Raw genomic sequence first — 17487 nt, forward strand, 5'->3', positions numbered from 1 at the left:
GCTTGCCCGACCTACCAGGTGCGGGTCGCTCCCGTTTCGAGCGTTGTGCCGCGGTGCCGCCAGCGTGGTTCCACATCGACGGTGTGTCCGGTGATGTGGCGTAAGCCGCGGATCACCGATCCGTACAGTCCCGATGCCGCGGTGGAGACCTTGCCGCCGGGTGGCTCGTCCATGAAGGGCATGAACTTGTCCGGGAACCCCGGCATCGTGCACCCGATGCAGATACCGCCGACATTCGGGCAGCCGCCGATACCGTTGATCCAGCCGCGCTTGGGCACATTACATTTGACGACCGGTCCCCAACATCCCAGTTTGACAATGCATTTGGGTGATCCGTATTCGTGAGCGAAGTCGCCCTGCTCATAGTATCCGGCCCGGTCGCAGCCCTCGTGCACCGTGGCACTGAACAGCCACTTGGGTCGCAGCGCTTCGTCCAGCGGGATCATCGGCGCCTGATCGGTGGCCATGTACAGCAGGTAGGTCAGCGTCTCGGACAAGTTGTCCGGGTGGATCGGGCAGCCCGGAACGCAGACGATGGGGATACCCGCCTTGCTCTTCCAGTCCCATCCCAGATAGTCGGGAACACCCATGGCGCCGGTGGGGTTGCCGGCCATCGCATGGATGCCGCCGTAGGTGGCGCAGGTGCCGACGGCCACCACAGCGGTTGCCTTGGGCGCCAACCGATCCAGCCACTCACTGGTGGTCATCGGTTGCCCGGTGGCCGGGTCGTTGCCGAACCCGCACCAGTAGCCGTCGGCGTGCAACTGCTCGTTGGGTATCGACCCCTCGACGACCAGTACGAACGGTTCCAGTTCACCCCGGTCGGCCCGGAAGAACCATTCGAGGAAGTCGTCGGCACCCCCGTTCGGTCCGCATTCGAAGTCGATCAGGGGCCAGTGCACGGCGATCTTGGGCAGGCCGGGGAGCGCGCCGAGTGCGATCTCCTCGATGCTGGGCTGGGTGGCGGCAGTCAACGCCACGGAATCGCCGTCACAACTCAGGCCGGCGTTGATCCAGAGCACGTGGATCAGCGTCTCTTCTGCTTTGACTGCTGCCGAAGTGGGCATAGCGCAGTTCTTTCCGGGACGGGCTGGGTCCCTACTTAGATCTTTCCGCGATCTTCCAAGGGGACGAACTGAATCCCCTCCACCGCAGGAGTCGAGGTTCGGCCCGCTATGCGGTGCTGATACTCGGTTTACTCCGAGGGGTTTGACTTGTCAACGGAGGGTGGTCATATGTTCGCGTCCGGCCGCCGCGGCGATCCAATCCTGCCAGGCCGCGATGCCCTCGCCGGTGGCCGCCGACAGCGGAAGTACCTGCACGCCGGGGTTCAGGGAACGAACCGCGCGCCGAAAGACTTCGAGATCGAAGTCCACATACGGCAGTAGATCCACCTTGTTGACGATGACCAGACCTGCTGCGGCGAACATGTGCGGATATTTCAGCGGCTTGTCGGCACCCTCGGTGACCGAGATGACCACCACCATGGTGTGCTCGCCGAGATCGAACAAGGCCGGGCAGACCAGATTGCCCACGTTCTCGATGAACAACAGTGAATATGGTTCGGGATCAAGGGTATTCAGTGCATCGGAGATCATCTGCGCATCGAGATGACAACCCGACCCGGTATTGATCTGTACGGCACGGGCGCCGGCGGCCCGGATGCGCTCGGCGTCCAGCAGGGTTTCCTGATCGCCCTCGATGACGGTGACCGCCCGGCCGGAGCCGAGCAGTTCGCCGATGGTGCGCTCCAGAAGCGTCGTCTTGCCGGCGCCCGGCGAGCTGGTGACGTTGAGGGCCACGATCTTACGTTCGGCCAGCCAGGCCCGGTTGTGTCCGGCGAGGTGGTCGTTCTTGGCGAGGACCTTCTGTTCGAGCGAGATGGTCTCGGTGTGGGAGTGCTCGTGGGAGTGCTCGTGGGAGTGCTCGTGGCCGGGCATCGTGACGGTTGCCGCGTCCTCGCCGCAGCCGCAGGTGGCGCACATATCAGCTCACTTCCATCGAGAGGATCTTGAGTTCCCGTCCGGTCAGCACCTCGACGTCGGCGCTGCCGCAGCGGCACAGCAGGATGGGGTAGGCCACCGCGAAGTGTGTGCCGCAGTCGCGGCAACGGGCGGTGCAGGGTGGGATGTCGAGATCCAGGCGGGCACCGTCGGCGACGGTGCCCTCGGTGGCCAGATCGAAACAGAACCGCATCGAGTCGGGTACCACCGCGCACAGCGCGCCGATCTCGACCTTGACGCTGAGCACCCGGCGACCTGCGGCGTGTTCACACACCGCCTCGACGACGCTCTGGGTGATTGCCATTTCGTGCACGTTCGCCCCGATCCGGGCTGGATCACTCCACGATAGGCCCGCCCCTGTCTGGCCGCAACGGCGTGTCCGCTTGCCTTCGAACACCTGTTCGCTAATCTGGTGATCGTTCGACCGGAAGCTACTTGTCGGTGGCTCGTCCTAGTGTCTGAGCCAACCGACCGGAACCCCGGTCAGACCGTACGACTACCGGAGAGGTATTCCCATGGCACCACAGGCTCCCGATCGCGAAAAGGCACTCGAACTGGCGATGGCTCAGATCGAGAAGAACTACGGCAAGGGCTCGGTGATGCGCCTCGGTGAGGAGGTGCGCCAGCCGATCTCGGTCATCCCGACCGGCTCCATCTCGCTCGACGTCGCACTCGGTATCGGCGGTCTGCCGCGCGGCCGGGTCGTCGAGATCTACGGCCCGGAATCCTCGGGTAAGACCACCGTCGCGCTGCACGCGGTGGCCAATGCCCAGGCCGCCGGCGGTATCGCGGCGTTCATCGACGCCGAGCACGCGCTCGATCCGGAGTACGCCAAGAAGCTGGGTGTGGATACCGACGCACTGCTGGTGTCCCAGCCCGACACCGGCGAGCAGGCCTTGGAGATCGCCGACATGCTGGTGCGCTCCGGTGCCATCGACCTCATCGTCATCGACTCGGTGGCGGCCCTGGTGCCGCGCGCGGAGATCGAGGGTGAGATGGGTGACAGCCACGTCGGTCTGCAGGCCCGCCTGATGAGCCAGGCGCTGCGCAAGATGACCGGTGCGTTGAACAACTCCGGCACCACCGCGATCTTCATCAACCAGCTGCGCGAGAAGATCGGTGTGATGTTCGGTTCGCCGGAGACCACCACGGGTGGTAAGGCGTTGAAGTTCTACGCCTCGGTGCGCCTGGATGTCCGTCGGATCGAGACGCTCAAGGACGGAACCGACGCCGTCGGTAACCGCACCCGCGTCAAGGTCGTCAAGAACAAGGTGTCCCCGCCGTTCAAGCAGGCCGAGTTCGACATCCTGTACGGCCATGGCATCAGCCGCGAGGGCTCGCTCATCGACATGGGTGTCGAGCACGGCTTCATCCGTAAGTCCGGCTCGTGGTTCACCTACGAGGGTGAGCAGCTGGGGCAGGGCAAGGAGAATGCCCGCAAGTTCCTGCTGGAGAACGGCGAAGTGGCCAACGAGATCGAGAAGAAGATCAAGGAGAAGCTCGGTATCGGTGCCGTGCTGACCGACGATGACGTTCTCCCCGCCCCCGTCGACTTCTGAGTCGGCCGAATCCGGGAAGGGACCCAAGCGCGAGGAGCAGGCGCGGGACGTGTGTCTGCGTCTGCTCACCGTGCGGGCCCGGACCCGGGCCGAACTCGTCGAGCAGCTGACCAAGCGGGGCTATCCCGACGAGGTCATCACGCCGGTGCTCGGCCGCCTCGTCGAGGTCAAGCTGCTCGATGATGCCGCGTTCGCCCAGGAGTGGGTGCGCAGTCGCCGCGCCAACTCCGGAAAAGGCAAGCGCGCCTTGGCTGTCGAGCTGCGAACCAAGGGTGTCGACGAGGAGCTGATCGCCGAAACACTGGACAGTGTGGATGCCGGCGAATGGCGGGTGCAGGCCGAACAGTTGGTGGCCACCAAGCTGCGTCGTGAGCGTCTCGACGACGAGCTGAAGGTGACCCGCCGACTGGTCGCGATGCTGGCCCGCCGCGGCTACAACCAGGGCATGGCCTTCGACGTCGTCAGCACCCAACTCGCCCAGGAACGCGAGCGGCGGGCGGTCTGAACCTAGATCAGGAACCCGCCGTCGACATCCAGATTCGCGCCGGTGATGTAGCCGGATTCCGGCGAGGCCAGGAACGCCACAGCGCCGGCGACGTCCGACGTCTGGCCGTAGTGGCCGACGGCCAGTAGCGGGGTCATCTGGTCGGCCAGCGGACCTTCGGCCGGGTTCATATCGGTGGCGATCGGTCCCGGCTGGATGTTGTTGACGGTGATACCGCGCGGGCCCAGGTCGCGGGCCAGTCCGCGGGTGAATCCGGCGACGGCGGCCTTCGACAGCGCGTAGATCGAGAATCCCGGTACCGGGACACGTTCGGCATTGACGCTGCCGATGTTGATGATGCGGCCACCCTTGTTGAGCTGCGCCACGGCCGCTTTGCTGGCGACGAACACCCCGCGCACGTTGATGTTGACGATCCGGTCGAACTCTTCGAGGTCAGAATCCTCGATGAGGGCACCCGAGGCGACACCGGCGTTGTTCACCAGGATGTCGAGGCCGCCGAGCTCGGCGACGGCGGTGTCCACCGAGGCGGCCACAGCGTCGGCATCCGCAGCGTCGGCCTGGATCGCGACGACCTTCGCCCCGGCGGCGGTCAGTTCGGCGACCAGTGCTTCTGCGGGGGCGGGTGACGAGTTGTAGGTGAACGCGACCGACGCCCCGTCGGCGGCGAGGCGGCGGACGATCTCGGCGCCGATGCCGCGGGAGGCGCCGGTGACGAGTGCGCGGCGTCCGGACAGGGGTGCTGTGGTGCTGGTCATGACGACCTCCGGTATGGGAAGGTTCTTTCGAACCGATTGGTTACTAAATACGTTCAGGTCAAGCGGATATGCATACGGATCATTCCGCATTGTGGCCGGAGTCACACGGGAGGTGTCATGGCGATCGGGCGACCGAGAGAATACGAACCCGAGCAGGTTCTCGACGTCGCGACCCGGTTGTTCTGGGAACGCGGCTACGACGGCGTGTCGATCACCGATCTCACCGAGGCGACCGGGGTCAACCGACGCACCCTATACGCAGCATTCGGGTCCAAGGACGATCTCTACCGCCGGGCGATCGAACACTACGTGGCCGGCCATGGTGGTTATGCCGCCGAGGCGCTGGCCCGGCCGACGGCGCGTGAGGTCGCGTCGGCGATGATGCACGGCGCGGCCGACGCCACCTCGACACCACAGCGGCCGCAGGGCTGCCTGCTGGTGCAGCCGGGCGCCGAGCTGGCCGAGTTGCGCGATGCCGGCGTGCAGGTGCTCGTCGACCGGTTCACCGCGGCTCAGGCCGACGGTGAGCTCGCCGGACAGGATCCGTGCGCGCTGGCCCGCTGGGTCGCTGCGGTGTGCCAGGGCATCGCGATCCAGGCCCGCAGTGGTGCCACCCGCGACGAACTGCATGCCATCGCCGATCGGTCGCTGCTGGCCTGGCCGGCCGAGTCTCAGTAGAGGCCCTGCTCCAGGGCGGCCAGCATGCGGACCGCCCCGGCGATGTCGTGGTCGCCGGAATTCTGTAGTGCCGCATCGAGAATCGACGACCAGATCGCCCTGATGCGAGCCAGGTTCTCGGCGGCCAGTTCGGTGGACTGCAGGCGATATTGTCGATTGTCGGCCGGGTCGGGGGAGCGCCGGATCAGCCCCTTGGTCTCGAGGTCGCGCAGCGCACGGCTGAGATTGCTGCGTTGGAGGCCGGTGCCCGCGGCGACCGCACTCGGGCCGGTGTCGGGGTGGTGGTCGATGAAGCGCAGCACCGTCACCTCGGTCGCCGACAGGTCGAGCACGGACGGGTCGGCCGCGGTGCGCGCCTTGATCGCGCGGGACACCGTGAGCACCAGATCCGCCAGGTCGGCCAGTTGCTCGGTGTGACTCGATCGGGCTTGCATGGCGCCAGCCTACCTGATAGTTATATGTTAATAACTATCAAATGATAATGACTTTTGGAGAAGCCTGTATGCCGCCCGTCGTCGACACCCCGACACGTGCCGATACCGCACCGCGCATCACGATCGGACTGCTGGTCACCCTCGCGTTGCTGTCGGCGGTCGCGCCGTTCGCCACCGACCTGTACCTGCCGGCCTTCCCGCAGATGGTCGACGACCTGCGCACCACCCCGACCGATGTGCAGCTCACGCTGACCGCCTTTCTGCTGGGTCTGGCGGCCGGACAGCTGATCTTCGGGCCGCTCTCGGATCGTTTCGGACGGGTCCGGCCGCTGCTGATCGGTGCGGTCATCTGTGTGCTCGCCAGCCTGGCTGCCGCGCTCGCCCCCACCGTCGAAGTGCTCATCGCCGCCCGGCTGGCCCAGGGCCTGACCGGAGCCGCCGGCATGGTCATCGGGCGGGCCATCATCTCCGATCTGGCGACCGGGCGGGCCGCCGCGCGGGCCTTCAGCCTGATGATGATCGTCGGCGGCGTCGCGCCGATCATCGCGCCGCTGGCCGGCGGATTCCTGGTCGGGCCGGTGGGCTGGCGCGGGGCATTGGGCGTCATCCTGGTGCTCGTCGTGCTCATGCTGATCGCCGCGCTCGTGGTCATCCGGGAGACCCACACCGCCGAACGCCGCACCGCCCTGCGCGCCGAAAAGGCCACCGCCGGTTCACCGTTGCGGGATCTGCTGCAGCGCACCTACCTCGGGAACCTGATCGCGTTCGGGTTCGGCTTCGCGGTCATGATGGCCTATATCTCGGCCTCGCCGTTCGTCTACCAGACGATGATGGGCCTGTCCTCGGCCCAGTACGGAGCGATGTTCGGCGTGAACGCCTTCGGTCTGCTGTTGATGAGTGCGCTCAGTGCGCGTCTGTCGGCCCGGATCGACCCCCGGCCGCTGGCTGCCGCCGGCCTTGCGCTGATCCTGGCCTCCAGTCTGGCCGTCGCGGCGGTGACGCTGACCGCTATCCCGGTCGGCTGGCTGGCGCTGCCGCTGTTCACCGCCGTCGCGGGCATGGGCCTGGTGTTCGGCAATACGACCGCCCTGGCACTGTCGGCCGCACCGCGTGCTGCGGGCACCGCGTCGGCCGTGCTCGGCGCCACCCAGTTCCTGCTGGCCGCGGCGGTGTCACCATTGGTCAGCCTGGCCGGCGAGCACACCGCCGGACCGTTGGCCGCCGTGATGGTGGCCGCCGCTGTCCTGGCCTGCGCCGGATTGCTGCTGGCCCGACCGACCGCCGGTCAGACCCCGGCGTCCTGATCTGCCAACGGCTTGGCGGCCATCGGTCTTGGTCCCTTCTTGGAACGCCGCAACCGGGCTTCCAGCCGCGTCGCGAACGCCGACAGGGCGAAGTTCAGTCCGATCATCAGGGCCGCGATGACGATCAGCGCCGGGATGTAGTTGCCGTACGACGATCCGACGCTCTGGGCCTGGCGGACCATCTCCACGAAGGTGATCTGGTAGCCGATCGCGGTGTCCTTGAGCACCACCACCATCTGCGACACCAGCACCGGCAGCATCGAGGTGATGGCCTGCGGCAGTTGCACGTTGGCCATCGTCTGGGTCCACGTCATGCCCAGCGCCGAGGATGCCTCGGCCTGCCCGCGGGGCAGCGCGTTCACACCCGTCCGCACGATCTCGGCGATCACCGCCGAGTTGTACAGCGTCAGGCCGGTGATCACACCGGCCAGTGCCAGGTACTCGGAGGCGAAGACGCCGTACATGGCGAACAGCGCGTAGGAGAACAGCATCATGATGAGCACCGGCACGGCGCGGAAGAACTCGACGAACACCCCGCATGCCCAACTCACCGCCCGCACCGGTGACAGCCGCCCGATACCGAGCAGGCAGCCGAGCACCAGGGCCAGCACGATCGATACCGCGGCCGCGGTCAGCGTGCCCTCGATACCGGGCAGCACGTAGGTGGTCCACAGGTTGCCGGTGAAGAACGGCTCCCACTTGGCCGACTCGAACTGCCCGGCCGCGGCGAACTTGTAGACGACCCAGCCGCCGACGGCGGCGAACACCGCGACCGTGGCGACCGCCAGCGCCAGGTTGATCTTGCGGGCCCGGGGCCCCGGCGCGTCGAAGAGAACCGAAGATCCCGCGCTCATATCTGTCCGTTCTTCGCGCAAGCGCTCATCACCGCAACACCGCCCAACGCTTGCCCAGCCAGCCGAAGAACAATCCCATCGGCAGGGTCAGGATCACGAACCCGATTGCGAAGATCCCGCCGACCATCAGCAGGGCCGAGGTGTTCTCCACCATCTCCTTCATCAGCAGCGCCGCCTCGGCCACCCCGATCGCCGAGGCGATGGTGGTGTTCTTCGTCAGGGCGATCAGCACCGAACCCAACGGGATGATGACCGCACGAAATGCCTGCGGCAACAGGATGATCCGCAGATTCTGGGTGAAGGTCAGGCCGAGCGAGCGCGCCGCCTCGGCCTGACCCATCGGCACCGTGTTCACCCCGGACCGGATCGCCTCACACACGAACGCCGCCGTGTAGACCGTCAACCCGAGCACCGCCAGCCGGAAATTGCTGTCGACGATCGAGGTCGGCGAATTCGAGTCGGTCAGCGTGATGTGCAGCGTGTTGGCCAGGCCCAGCGAGCAGAACACCAGGATCAGGGTCAGCGGGGTGTTGCGCACCACGTTGACGTACGTGGTGCCGACCGCCCGCATGACCGGTACCGGCGACAGGCGCATCGCTGCCAGGACGGTGCCCAACACCAGTGCGCCGATCGCCGCGTAGACCGTGAGTTCGATGGTCACCAGGAACGCGGCGAAGATCCGGTCCTGGTACTCGCTGAAAACCTCCACAGCTACCTGTGCGCCTACTTGTCGACGGCGGGCGGTTCAGGGGTGGCGATACCGGCCGGGCCGAGATTCTTCTCGAACGCCGCGGCCCACTCGCCGTCGGTCTCCATCTTGGTGATGGCGTCGTTGATCTTGGTCAGCATCTCGGTGTCGTCCTTCTTCAGGCCGATACCGTAGTTCTCCTCGGAGAACGGCTCGCCGACCAGCTTGAAGGTGCCGGGGGACTGGGCGGCATACCCGGCCAGGATCACCTCATCGGTGGTCACCGCGTCGATGGCACCGCTCTTGAGCGCCTCGACACAGGCCGAGTAGGTGTCGTACTGCTGCAACTGCACACCGGGGTACTTGTCCTTGATGCGCTGGGCCGGCGTGGAACCGGTCACCGAGCACAGCTTCTTGTTGTTCTCCAGGGACTCCGCACCGACGATGTCGGTGTTGTCGGCACGCACCAGCAGGCTCTGGCCGGTGATCAGGTAGGGCCCGGCGAAGCTGACCTTCTCCTTGCGGGCATCGGTGATCGAGTATGTCGCGGCGATGAAGTCGACCTGGCCATTCTGGATCAGCGTCTCGCGCTGGCCGGACGGTGCTTCCTTCCATTCGATCTGCTCGGGGGTGTAACCGAGCTGCCCGGCGACATAGGTCGCCACGTCGACGTCGAACCCGCTCATGGTCCCGTCGGGGTTCTTCAGGCCCAGACCGGGCTGATCGAATTTGGTGCCGATGACGACCTTGTTCTCGTCGCCACCGGAGCCGCCGCCACAGGCGGTGAGGGCCAGCGGCAGCGCTGCAGCCAGAACGGCGGCAGCGGCCACCCGAACTCGGAATGACATCACGTGCTCCTTCGATTCAGTGGTTGAGAATCTTGCCGAGGAAGTCCTTGGCACGGTCGGATTTGGGGTTGTTGAAGAACTCCTCGGGTTCGGTGTCCTCGACGATGGCCCCGTCGGCCATGAACACCACCCGCTGCGAGGCCCGCCGGGCGAAACCCATCTCGTGGGTGACCACCACCATGGTCATCCCCTCGGTGGCCAGATCGGTCATGACGGCCAGCACCTCTTTGATCATCTCCGGATCCAGGGCGCTGGTGGGCTCGTCGAACAGCATCACCTTCGGGCTCATCGCCAGCGACCGGGCGATGGCGACACGCTGCTGCTGCCCGCCCGACAGCTGCGCCGGGTACTTCTCGGCCTGGCTGGCGATCCCGACCCGGTCGAGCAGTTTCATCGCCTCGGCGCGGGCCTTGTCCTTGGCCATTTTTCGCACCTTCACCGGGGCGAGCATCACGTTCTCGACTATCGTCTTGTGCGCGAACAGGTTGAACGACTGGAACACCATGCCGACATCGGAGCGCAGCTGGGCGAGCTTGCGGCCCTCCTCGGGCAGCACCTCGCCGTCGATCGAAATGGTGCCCTCGTCGATCGGCTCGAGCCGATTGATGGTGCGGCACAACGTGGATTTGCCCGAACCCGACGGACCCAGCACCACCACGACCTGACCGCGCGGGACATCGAGATCGATGTCCTTGAGCACGTGTAGCTCGCCGAAGTGCTTGTTGACAGCCTGTATCGAGATCATCGGGACCGAAGTCGCGGTGGTCATGGGTTCAGACCCTACCCAGGGAACGCTCAGCTTGGGGCGGATCGACACCCGGCCGTAACATGATTGTCGTGACTTCCATGGTGGCGCGCGAGGGCTGGTCGGCCGCAAGCGCCGATTCGAGCCCGCGCAGCTATCAGGTCCGCACCTACGGCTGCCAGATGAACGTGCACGACTCCGAACGGCTGTCCGGCCTGCTGGAATCGGCCGGGTACGTCCGCGCCGCCGAGGGCGACGACGCCGATATCGTGGTGTTCAACACCTGCGCGGTGCGCGAGAACGCCGACAACAAGCTCTACGGCAACCTCAGCCACCTCGCCCCACGCAAGGCGTCCGAGCCGAACATGCAGATCGCCGTCGGCGGCTGTCTGGCGCAGAAGGACCGCGACACCGTCCTGAAGAAGGCGCCCTGGGTCGACGTGGTCTTCGGGACGCACAACATCGGCGCACTGCCGGTGCTGCTGGAGCGGGCCCGCCATCAGCGGGTCGCCCAGGTCGAGATCGCCGAGGCGCTACAGGAATTCCCGTCGGCGCTGCCGGCATCGCGTGAATCTGCTTATGCAGCTTGGGTTTCCATCTCCGTCGGCTGCAACAACACCTGCACGTTCTGCATCGTGCCCGCGCTGCGCGGCAAGGAGGTCGATCGCAGGCCCGGCGATATTCTGGCCGAGGTGACGACCCTGGTGGACCAGGGTGTGCTCGAGGTCACGTTGTTGGGGCAGAACGTCAATGCCTACGGTGTCTCCTTCGCCGACCCGGACGTCCCACGCAACCGTGGGGCGTTCGCCGAGCTGCTGCGCGCCTGCGGCGGTATCGAGGGTCTGGAGCGGGTGCGGTTCACCTCACCGCACCCGGCCGAGTTCACCGATGACGTCATCGAGGCCATGGCGGCGACCCCGAACGTGTGCCCGACCCTGCACATGCCGCTGCAGTCGGGATCCGACCGCATCCTCAAGGCCATGCGGCGGTCCTACCGGGCCGAGAAGTTCCTCGGGATCATCGATCGGGTGCGCGCCGCGATCCCGCACGCCGCCATCACCACCGACATCATCGTCGGGTTCCCGGGGGAAACCGAAGCGGACTTCCAGGCCACCCTCGATGTGGTGGCCCAGGCGAGGTTCGCCTCCGCATTCACCTTCCAGTACTCCAAGCGGCCCGGCACCCCGGCCGCGACGCTCGAGGGGCAGCTGGCCAAAGAGGTTGTCAGCGAACGCTATCAGCGCCTGATCGACCTGCAGGAGCAGATTTCGTTGCAGGAGAACAACGCTCAGGTCGGCACCGAGGTCGAGTTGTTGGTCGCCGCCGGCGAGGGACGCAAGGACGCCGCCACCGCGCGGCTGTCCGGCCGGGCCCGCGACGGCCGACTGGTGCACTTTGCCTCCGGCGGTGCCGATATCCGCCCCGGCGATATCGTCACCACCACCGTCACCCGGGCCGCGCCGCACTTCCTCGTCGCCGACGGCCCGGTGCACACGCACCGGCGCACCCGCGCCGGGGACGCGCACGCGGCCGGGCTTCGTCCCGTGACGGGCACCGGGGTCGGACTGGGTATGCCGGGAATTGGCGCGCCGGCGATGCCGCCGGTTTCCAGTGGATGTGAATCGGGATGTGGATTGTGAGCGATAAGGCCAACTTCGACGAGTTCAAGGACGACCTGGAGGCCGCCGAGCGCAAGGTCGCCTCCGAGATCGACCCGGGTGCCCGGGCACTGGTGGTGGCGATCTGTGTGTTCGTCCTGCTGGGCACCTTCGTGCTTCCGCACACCGGTTCCTCGCGTGGTCTCGATGTGCTGGTGGCCAGTGACGTCGCCGTCGCCGACGGACTGTCGCTGCCGTCGCGGGTGTTCGTCTGGCTGGCCCTGGTGTTCGGGGTCGGGTTCTCCGTCCTGGCGCTGCTGACCCGCAAGTGGACACTGGCCTGGGTCGCGCTGGCCGGCACCACGGTCGCCTGCCCGGCGGGCATGCTCGCGGTGTGGTCGCGCCAGACCGCCGCCGGTGACCTGCCCGGTCCCGGTATCGGCCTGATCATCGCCTGGATCGCGGTCCTGGTGCTGGCCTTCCACTGGGCGCGGGTGGTGTGGACCCGCACCGCGGTGCACCTGAGCGCCGAAGAGGAACGGCGCCGGGCGATCGCCGCCAAGCAACACACCTCACTGCTCGACGAGCTGCGCCCGGACTCCGGCGATAAGCGCTAACGCTTCTTGGTGACGGCCTCGGCAGCCGTCTCCGCCCACTCCCGCCACTGCGCGGCGCTGGCGCGCGCCTTCTCGGCGTCCTTGGTCTTGCCCGCGGCCTCGGCCTTCTCGGCCTGGCGCTCGAACTGCTCGGCACGCTCGCGGAACTGATCGGCGCGCGCCTGCGCCTCGGCGTCGGTGTGATCGACCGTGCCGGCGTCACGGACCTTCTTCTCGACGACGCGCAGTCGGCGCTCCAGATCGGCGGACCGTTCGCGCGGCACCTTGCCGATGGCATCCCACTTGTCGCCGATGTTGCGCAACGCCGCCTGCGCGGCCTTGGCGTCGGAGATGTCGATGCGTTCGGCCTCGACCAGCAGCTTCTCCTTGGCCTCGGCGTTGGCGCTGAACTCGGCGTCACGCTCGGCGTTCACGGCATTGCGGGCGGCGAAGAAGGTGTCCTGGGCGGCCTTGAACCGCGCCCACAGCGCATCGTCGACGTCCTTGGCGGCCCGGCCCGCCGCCTTCCACTGGGTCAGCAGATCCCGGAACAGCGCCGCGGTCGCGGCCCAGTCGGTGGAATCGCTGAGCTTTTCGGCCTTCTCACACAGCGATTCCTTGGCCTGTCGGGCACCGACGCGTTCGCGGTCCAGCTCGGCGAAGTGTGAACCCCGGCGCCGGTTGAACGCCTCGCGGGCGGCCGAGTAGCGCTTCCACAGCGCGTCATCGGTCTTGCGGTCCAGGCCGGTGATGGTCCGCCACTCGTCCAGGATGGCCCGCAGCCGGTCACCGGCGGCCTTCCACTGCCCGGTCGCATTGGCGATCTCCTCGGCCTCGAGCGCCAACGCCTCCTTGCGGGCGGTCTGCGCCGAGCGGTGTTCGTCGCGGCGCGCCCGCTCCTCGGCCGCCGCACCGTCGGCGTGCTCCAGGATGCTGTTCAACCGTGCCGCGACGGCATCGACATCGCCGAGCACGGCGGCCGTCGGCAGCGTCTCCACCAGTGCGGCCGCGGCCGTCTTGATCTTGCGGGCATCGCCGGTACCGGAGGCCAGCCGGGTCTCCAGCAGCGCGACCTCGGTGTTCAGATCGTCGAAGCGGCGACCGAAGTGGGCGTAGGCTGCCTCGGCATCGCCGGCCTGCCAGGAGCCGATGACCCGCTCGCCCGCCGAGCTGATGAGCACCACGGTGCCGTCGTCCTCGATGCGGCCGAACCGGTGCGGGTCCACCGACGGTGGCACCACGGGGGCCGGCGCGGCAGCCGCCGGGCGGGGATGGGGAGCGGGCCGCGGGCCGGGCCGGGGCATCGGTTTCGGTTTCGGGGCCGCCGCCTGCGGAGCCGCCTCGGTGTTCTCGCCCGAACCTGTATCGCTGGATGTCATATCTTCCTCGCACTCCCCGCATGGTTTGACCCACGCACCTGCCGCGCGACGCGGCGCCTGTAACTTCCGATGGTTATTCAAGCAGGTCGCCAGTGGCTGTGCGCGCAGCTTCGCGATGCGTGCGCGTCTTGCGGTTGCGATGTGAACGGGTTTACCGGCAACCTCGGGACCCGAACCCTTCAGGAGGACCGGTGGACAAGGCGGATATCGCCGCGTTATTGGCGCTGGGCGCCGCGTTGTTCATCGCCATCGGCGATGTCATCCACCAGCGTTCCGCGCACGAGGTCACCGATGACGATGTCAGCCATCTCCAGCTGTTCGGCCAGCTGCTGCGCGACCGGGGCTGGTGGATCGGCAGCCTGGTGTCCGCGCTCGGCTTCGGCCTGCAGGCCGCGGCGCTGGGACTGGGCTCGGTGCTGCTGGTGCAGGCACTGCTGGTCACCTCGCTGCTGTTCGCACTGCCGATCAACGCGCGGGCCAACCACCATCGCGTGAGCCGGTTCGAGTGGACCTGGGCGGTGCTGCTGGCGGTCTCGGTGGCGGTCATCGTGACGGTCGGTAACCCGACGGCGGGGCACGCTCGCGCCGGCACCGACGCCTGGCTGGCCGTCGGTGCGGTGCTGGGCCCGGCGCTGGTGCTGTGCATCGTCGGTGCCCGCATCTGGTCGGCCACCAAGGCCGGGCCGGTACTGCTGGCCATCGTGTCGGGTGCCCTGTGGGGTGTGTTCGCGATCCTGACCAAGGCCGTCGTCGACCGGCTCGGCGACGGGTTCTGGCAGCTGCTGGCCACCCCGGAGCTCTACGCCTGGGCGTTGGTGGCGGTCGCCGGTACCGGATACCAGCAGGCCGCGTTCCGGGCCGGAGCGCTGACCGCCTCGCTGCCGACGATGACGGTCACCGAACCGGTGGTGGCCTCCGCGCTCGGTGTGGTGGTACTCGGCGAGACGCTGCGCCCGGGGGAGTCCGGGTGGTTCACCTTGGTGGCCGCCGTGTCGGTCATGGTGGTCGCCACCGCGGCGCTGGCACGCGGCGAGGCGGGCTGGGCCGGCGACCAGGTTTCGGCCGCGCGCTAGCGTTGTGGGCGTGTTGGCGGCCATTGCACTGATCCCGTCGGCGCCGATCCTGGTGCCCGAGTTGGCCGGAGCGGCCGCCGCCGAGGTGGCCGATCTGCGCGCCGCCGTGCTGGCCGCGGCCGCCGGCCTCCCGTCACGCTGGATCGCCGTCGGCGCCGGTGCCGACAAGACCGTCATCGGCCCGGACGCGACGGGCACCTTCGCCGGTTACGGCGTCGACATCCCGGTGGCGCTGTCCGCGGCAGCGACCGGCCCGGTGTCCGAACTGCCGCTGCCGGCCCTGATCACCGGCTGGGTGCGCGCGCACGTGGCCCCCGAGGTCACCGCCGAGGTGCGGGTATTCGGCGCCGGAGCATCCGGCACCGCGCTGCGCGCGGAAATCGACGCCACCCCCGAGCCGGTCGGGGTCCTGCTGGTCGCCGACGGTGCGAACACCCTGACCGCATCCGCGCCCGGTGGTTTCGAGCCGGATTCGGTGGCCGCCCAGGCCGCCCTCGATGACTGTCTGGCCGCCGGTGACGCCGAGCGGCTGATCGATTGCGCCGCCGGCGCGGTGGGGGAACCGGCCTACCGGGTGCTCGCCGGGTTGGTCGGCGCGGGCCCCGTCGTCGCGACCGAGCTCTATCGCGGTGCCCCCTACGGTGTCGGCTACTTCGCGGGCCTGTGGCGCCTGTGATCCGGCCGGTCGCCGTCATCGGGCCCACCGGCACCGGCAAATCCGCGCTCGCGCTCGAGCTGGCGCAACGCCTCGGCGGTGAGATCGTCAACGCCGACGCCATGCAGCTCTACCGCGGCATGGACATCGGCACCGCCAAACTTCCGGTCGACCAGCGGCTCGGCATCACCCACCATCAGCTCGACATCCTCGACGTCACCGAGAACGCCTCGGTCGCGCGGTATCAGCAGAGTGCCGCCGCCGATATCGAGGCGATCATGGAGCGCGGCGCGGTGCCGGTGATCGTCGGCGGGTCGATGCTCTACATCCAGTCGCTGCTGGACCAGTGGTCGTTCCCGGACACCGATCCGGCGGTGCGGGCCCGCTGGGAGGCCAGGCTCGCCGAGATCGGGGCGTCGGCGCTGCACGCCGAGCTGACCCGGGTCGATCCGGCCGCCGGGGCGGCCATCCTGGACACCGACGGTCGCCGCATCGTGCGGGCACTGGAGGTCGTCGAACTGACCGGCGAGCCGTTCGCGGCGTCGGCACCGCGGATCGGCAACCCGCGCTGGGGCACGGAGATCATCGGGTTGGATTGGGAGACAAGTGTTCTCGACGAACGACTGACCCAGCGGACCGACGCCATGTTCGCCGACGGCCTGGTCGCCGAGGTGCAGACGCTGATCGCCCACGGCCTACGCGAAGGTGTCACCGCAGCCCGGGCGCTGGGCTATTCCCAGGTGCTGGCCGCCCTCGACGCCGGTGACGACGGGTCGGCCGCACGCGAGCCGACGTTCATCGGCACCCGCCGCTACGTGCGCCGGCAGCGGTCCTGGTTCCGTCGTGACCACCGTGTGCACTGGCTCGACGGTGCGCGCGACGACCTGGCCGACGCCGCGCTGAGTATCCTGGACAGGTGAAATCCGCCATCGGCTTCGTGAAGGGGCACGGTACGCAGAACGACTTCGTCGTGCTGCCGGACCTGCAGGCCGAGTTACCGCTCACCCCGGATGCGGTCGCTGCGCTGTGCGATCGGCGTCGCGGGCTCGGTGCCGATGGGGTGCTGCGGGTCACGACGGCCGCCGCGGCGCAGGCCGCCGGTGTGTTCGATGCGCTGCCCGAGGGGGTGGCCGGCACCGACTGGTACATGGACTACCGCAACGCCGACGGCTCCATCGCGCAGATGTGCGGCAACGGGGTGCGGGTGTTCGCCCACTATCTGCGCGCCTCCGGGCTGGAACACCGCGACGAGTTCGTGGTCGGGTCGCTGGCCGGGCCCCGGCCGGTGGTGGTGCACGGGTTCGACCCGGCGCATCCCAACCAGGCCGAGGTGACCGTCGACATGGGCAAGGCCAATCGCCTGGGCACCGGCACCGCCGTGGTGGGTGGACAGTCCTTCGACGGGCTGGGCGTGGACGTCGGCAATCCGCACCTGGCGTGTGTCACCGACCTGGACGCCGAGCAGCTGGCCGCCCTCGACGTCGCCGCCCCGGTGTCGTTCGACCCCGCGCAGTTCCCTGAAGGCGTCAATATCGAGGTGCTGACCCGGCCGGACGCCGGTGCAGTCGACATGCGTGTCCATGAGCGTGGGGTCGGCGAAACCCGTTCCTGCGGAACGGGAACCGTGGCCGCCGCGCTGGCGGCGTTGGCCTACCGCGGCGAGCAGACCGGCTCGCTGCGGGTCCGGATCCCCGGCGGCGAGGTGACCGTCACCATCACCGACGCCACCAGCTTCCTGCGCGGCCCGTCGGTGCTGGTCGCCCGCGGTGAGCTCGCCGCCGATTATTGGGGTGCATGACCGCGGTGCGGCATG

The 17487-nt window shown here is 68.0% G+C and carries 20 protein-coding genes; 10 read left to right on the forward strand and 10 right to left on the reverse strand.

The genetic code is table 11. The annotated features are described in order from the left end of the window. Nucleotides 1-11: 11 nt before the first annotated feature. The 3 genes from ACLBYA_RS16510 to ACLBYA_RS16520 form a co-directional block, all read right to left on the reverse strand. On the reverse strand, nt 12-1067 hold the full coding sequence (locus ACLBYA_RS16510; RefSeq protein WP_447710503.1) for an NADH-quinone oxidoreductase subunit B family protein: 1056 nt from the start codon (nt 1065-1067) through the stop codon (nt 12-14). 150 nt (nt 1068-1217) lie between these two features. Next, nucleotides 1218-1985, reverse strand: coding sequence for a hydrogenase nickel incorporation protein HypB (gene hypB, locus ACLBYA_RS16515; protein WP_447710504.1), 768 nt, complete (start codon nt 1983-1985; stop codon nt 1218-1220). A gap of 1 nt (nt 1986) precedes the next feature. Beyond that, nucleotides 1987-2316: a hydrogenase maturation nickel metallochaperone HypA/HybF gene (locus ACLBYA_RS16520; RefSeq protein ID WP_447710505.1), complete on the reverse strand. Its 330-nt coding sequence runs from the start codon at nt 2314-2316 to the stop codon at nt 1987-1989. Nucleotides 2317-2518: 202 nt separating this feature from the next. Here ACLBYA_RS16520 and recA point away from each other — a divergent pair, with 202 nt between their 5' ends. Both recA and recX read left to right on the forward strand, forming a co-directional pair. Continuing rightward, nucleotides 2519-3562, forward strand: a complete 1044-nt coding sequence (gene recA / locus ACLBYA_RS16525) for a recombinase RecA (protein WP_447710506.1) — start codon at nt 2519-2521, stop codon at nt 3560-3562. After that, complete coding sequence (gene recX, locus ACLBYA_RS16530; RefSeq protein WP_447710507.1) at nt 3531-4067, forward strand: recombination regulator RecX; 537 nt, start codon at nt 3531-3533, stop codon at nt 4065-4067. Before recA ends, recX begins: the two co-directional genes overlap by 32 nt. Before the next feature lie 2 nt (nt 4068-4069). On the opposite strand, the gene ACLBYA_RS16535 is transcribed toward recX, so the two are convergent. Continuing rightward, nucleotides 4070-4822, reverse strand: a complete 753-nt coding sequence (locus ACLBYA_RS16535) for a 3-oxoacyl-ACP reductase family protein (protein WP_447710508.1) — start codon at nt 4820-4822, stop codon at nt 4070-4072. 117 nt (nt 4823-4939) lie between these two features. On the opposite strand from ACLBYA_RS16535, the gene ACLBYA_RS16540 reads away from it, so the two are divergent. Further along, nucleotides 4940-5500: a TetR/AcrR family transcriptional regulator gene (locus tag ACLBYA_RS16540; protein ID WP_447710509.1), complete on the forward strand. Its 561-nt coding sequence runs from the start codon at nt 4940-4942 to the stop codon at nt 5498-5500. Here ACLBYA_RS16540 and ACLBYA_RS16545 read toward each other — a convergent pair. Then, nucleotides 5494-5934, reverse strand: coding sequence for a MarR family winged helix-turn-helix transcriptional regulator (locus ACLBYA_RS16545; RefSeq protein ID WP_447710510.1), 441 nt, complete (start codon nt 5932-5934; stop codon nt 5494-5496). The genes ACLBYA_RS16540 and ACLBYA_RS16545 overlap by 7 nt on opposite strands. A 68-nt stretch (nt 5935-6002) precedes the next feature. Between ACLBYA_RS16545 and ACLBYA_RS16550 the strand changes: the two genes are divergently transcribed. Further along, the gene (locus ACLBYA_RS16550) at nt 6003-7238 is read left to right on the forward strand and encodes a multidrug effflux MFS transporter (RefSeq protein ID WP_447710511.1); all 1236 of its coding nucleotides are present in this window, start codon (nt 6003-6005) and stop codon (nt 7236-7238) included. Here the strand turns inward: ACLBYA_RS16550 and ACLBYA_RS16555 are convergent. From ACLBYA_RS16555 to ACLBYA_RS16570, 4 genes are read right to left on the reverse strand one after another with little or no spacing between them, the layout of a single operon-like run. Next, nucleotides 7220-8092, reverse strand: coding sequence for an amino acid ABC transporter permease (locus ACLBYA_RS16555; protein ID WP_447710512.1), 873 nt, complete (start codon nt 8090-8092; stop codon nt 7220-7222). The genes ACLBYA_RS16550 and ACLBYA_RS16555 overlap by 19 nt on opposite strands. Before the next feature lie 28 nt (nt 8093-8120). Further along, complete coding sequence (locus ACLBYA_RS16560) at nt 8121-8801, reverse strand: amino acid ABC transporter permease (RefSeq protein ID WP_447710513.1); 681 nt, start codon at nt 8799-8801, stop codon at nt 8121-8123. Nucleotides 8802-8815: 14 nt separating this feature from the next. Then, nucleotides 8816-9628, reverse strand: a complete 813-nt coding sequence (locus ACLBYA_RS16565; RefSeq protein WP_447710514.1) for a glutamate ABC transporter substrate-binding protein — start codon at nt 9626-9628, stop codon at nt 8816-8818. A 16-nt stretch (nt 9629-9644) separates the two neighbouring features. Further along, nucleotides 9645-10373, reverse strand: coding sequence for an amino acid ABC transporter ATP-binding protein (locus ACLBYA_RS16570; RefSeq protein WP_447710666.1), 729 nt, complete (start codon nt 10371-10373; stop codon nt 9645-9647). Nucleotides 10374-10474: 101 nt separating this feature from the next. Here ACLBYA_RS16570 and miaB point away from each other — a divergent pair, with 101 nt between their 5' ends. Together miaB and ACLBYA_RS16580 are read left to right on the forward strand one after the other, a co-directional pair. Further along, complete coding sequence (miaB, locus tag ACLBYA_RS16575) at nt 10475-12013, forward strand: tRNA (N6-isopentenyl adenosine(37)-C2)-methylthiotransferase MiaB (protein ID WP_447710667.1); 1539 nt, start codon at nt 10475-10477, stop codon at nt 12011-12013. After that, the gene (locus ACLBYA_RS16580) at nt 12001-12588 is read left to right on the forward strand and encodes an Rv2732c family membrane protein (protein WP_447710515.1); all 588 of its coding nucleotides are present in this window, start codon (nt 12001-12003) and stop codon (nt 12586-12588) included. The genes miaB and ACLBYA_RS16580 overlap by 13 nt, the downstream gene beginning before the upstream one ends. On the opposite strand, the gene ACLBYA_RS16585 is transcribed toward ACLBYA_RS16580, so the two are convergent. Continuing rightward, nucleotides 12585-13946: a DUF349 domain-containing protein gene (locus tag ACLBYA_RS16585; RefSeq protein ID WP_447710516.1), complete on the reverse strand. Its 1362-nt coding sequence runs from the start codon at nt 13944-13946 to the stop codon at nt 12585-12587. The genes ACLBYA_RS16580 and ACLBYA_RS16585 overlap by 4 nt on opposite strands. 191 nt (nt 13947-14137) lie before the next feature. On the opposite strand from ACLBYA_RS16585, the gene ACLBYA_RS16590 reads away from it, so the two are divergent. The 4 genes from ACLBYA_RS16590 to dapF are packed head-to-tail and all read left to right on the forward strand — an operon-like array spanning nt 14138 to nt 17472. Continuing rightward, the gene (locus ACLBYA_RS16590; RefSeq protein ID WP_447710517.1) at nt 14138-15019 is read left to right on the forward strand and encodes a DMT family transporter; all 882 of its coding nucleotides are present in this window, start codon (nt 14138-14140) and stop codon (nt 15017-15019) included. A gap of 10 nt (nt 15020-15029) precedes the next feature. Then, entirely contained in the window at nt 15030-15695 is a 666-nt protein-coding gene (locus ACLBYA_RS16595) for a hypothetical protein (RefSeq protein WP_447710518.1), read from the forward strand. After that, a complete protein-coding gene (miaA, locus tag ACLBYA_RS16600) occupies nt 15692-16594 on the forward strand; it encodes a tRNA (adenosine(37)-N6)-dimethylallyltransferase MiaA (protein ID WP_447710668.1) in 903 nt (300 codons plus the stop codon). The genes ACLBYA_RS16595 and miaA overlap by 4 nt, the downstream gene beginning before the upstream one ends. 8 nt (nt 16595-16602) lie before the next feature. Next, nucleotides 16603-17472 carry a diaminopimelate epimerase gene (dapF, locus tag ACLBYA_RS16605; protein ID WP_447710669.1) on the forward strand — a complete coding sequence of 290 codons (870 nt, stop codon included), beginning with the start codon at nt 16603-16605 and terminating at the stop codon, nt 17470-17472. The last annotated feature ends 15 nt before the right edge of the window (nt 17473-17487 follow it).

Source organism: Mycobacterium sp. C31M (assembly GCF_053345865.1).

Coding starts and splice junctions, on each gene's coding strand:
- ACLBYA_RS16510 (WP_447710503.1), bottom strand. CDS start 1,067: ATGCCCACTTCGGCAGCAGTCAAAGCAGAAGAGACGCTGATCCACGTG.
- hypB (WP_447710504.1), bottom strand. CDS start 1,985: ATGTGCGCCACCTGCGGCTGCGGCGAGGACGCGGCAACCGTCACGATG.
- recA (WP_447710506.1), top strand. CDS start 2,519: ATGGCACCACAGGCTCCCGATCGCGAAAAGGCACTCGAACTGGCGATG.
- recX (WP_447710507.1), top strand. CDS start 3,531: ATGACGTTCTCCCCGCCCCCGTCGACTTCTGAGTCGGCCGAATCCGGG.
- ACLBYA_RS16535 (WP_447710508.1), bottom strand. CDS start 4,822: ATGACCAGCACCACAGCACCCCTGTCCGGACGCCGCGCACTCGTCACC.
- ACLBYA_RS16540 (WP_447710509.1), top strand. CDS start 4,940: ATGGCGATCGGGCGACCGAGAGAATACGAACCCGAGCAGGTTCTCGAC.
- ACLBYA_RS16545 (WP_447710510.1), bottom strand. CDS start 5,934: ATGCAAGCCCGATCGAGTCACACCGAGCAACTGGCCGACCTGGCGGAT.
- ACLBYA_RS16550 (WP_447710511.1), top strand. CDS start 6,003: ATGCCGCCCGTCGTCGACACCCCGACACGTGCCGATACCGCACCGCGC.
- ACLBYA_RS16555 (WP_447710512.1), bottom strand. CDS start 8,092: ATGAGCGCGGGATCTTCGGTTCTCTTCGACGCGCCGGGGCCCCGGGCC.
- ACLBYA_RS16565 (WP_447710514.1), bottom strand. CDS start 9,628: ATGTCATTCCGAGTTCGGGTGGCCGCTGCCGCCGTTCTGGCTGCAGCG.
- ACLBYA_RS16570 (WP_447710666.1), bottom strand. CDS start 10,373: ATGATCTCGATACAGGCTGTCAACAAGCACTTCGGCGAGCTACACGTG.
- miaB (WP_447710667.1), top strand. CDS start 10,475: ATGGTGGCGCGCGAGGGCTGGTCGGCCGCAAGCGCCGATTCGAGCCCG.
- ACLBYA_RS16580 (WP_447710515.1), top strand. CDS start 12,001: ATGTGGATTGTGAGCGATAAGGCCAACTTCGACGAGTTCAAGGACGAC.
- ACLBYA_RS16585 (WP_447710516.1), bottom strand. CDS start 13,946: ATGACATCCAGCGATACAGGTTCGGGCGAGAACACCGAGGCGGCTCCG.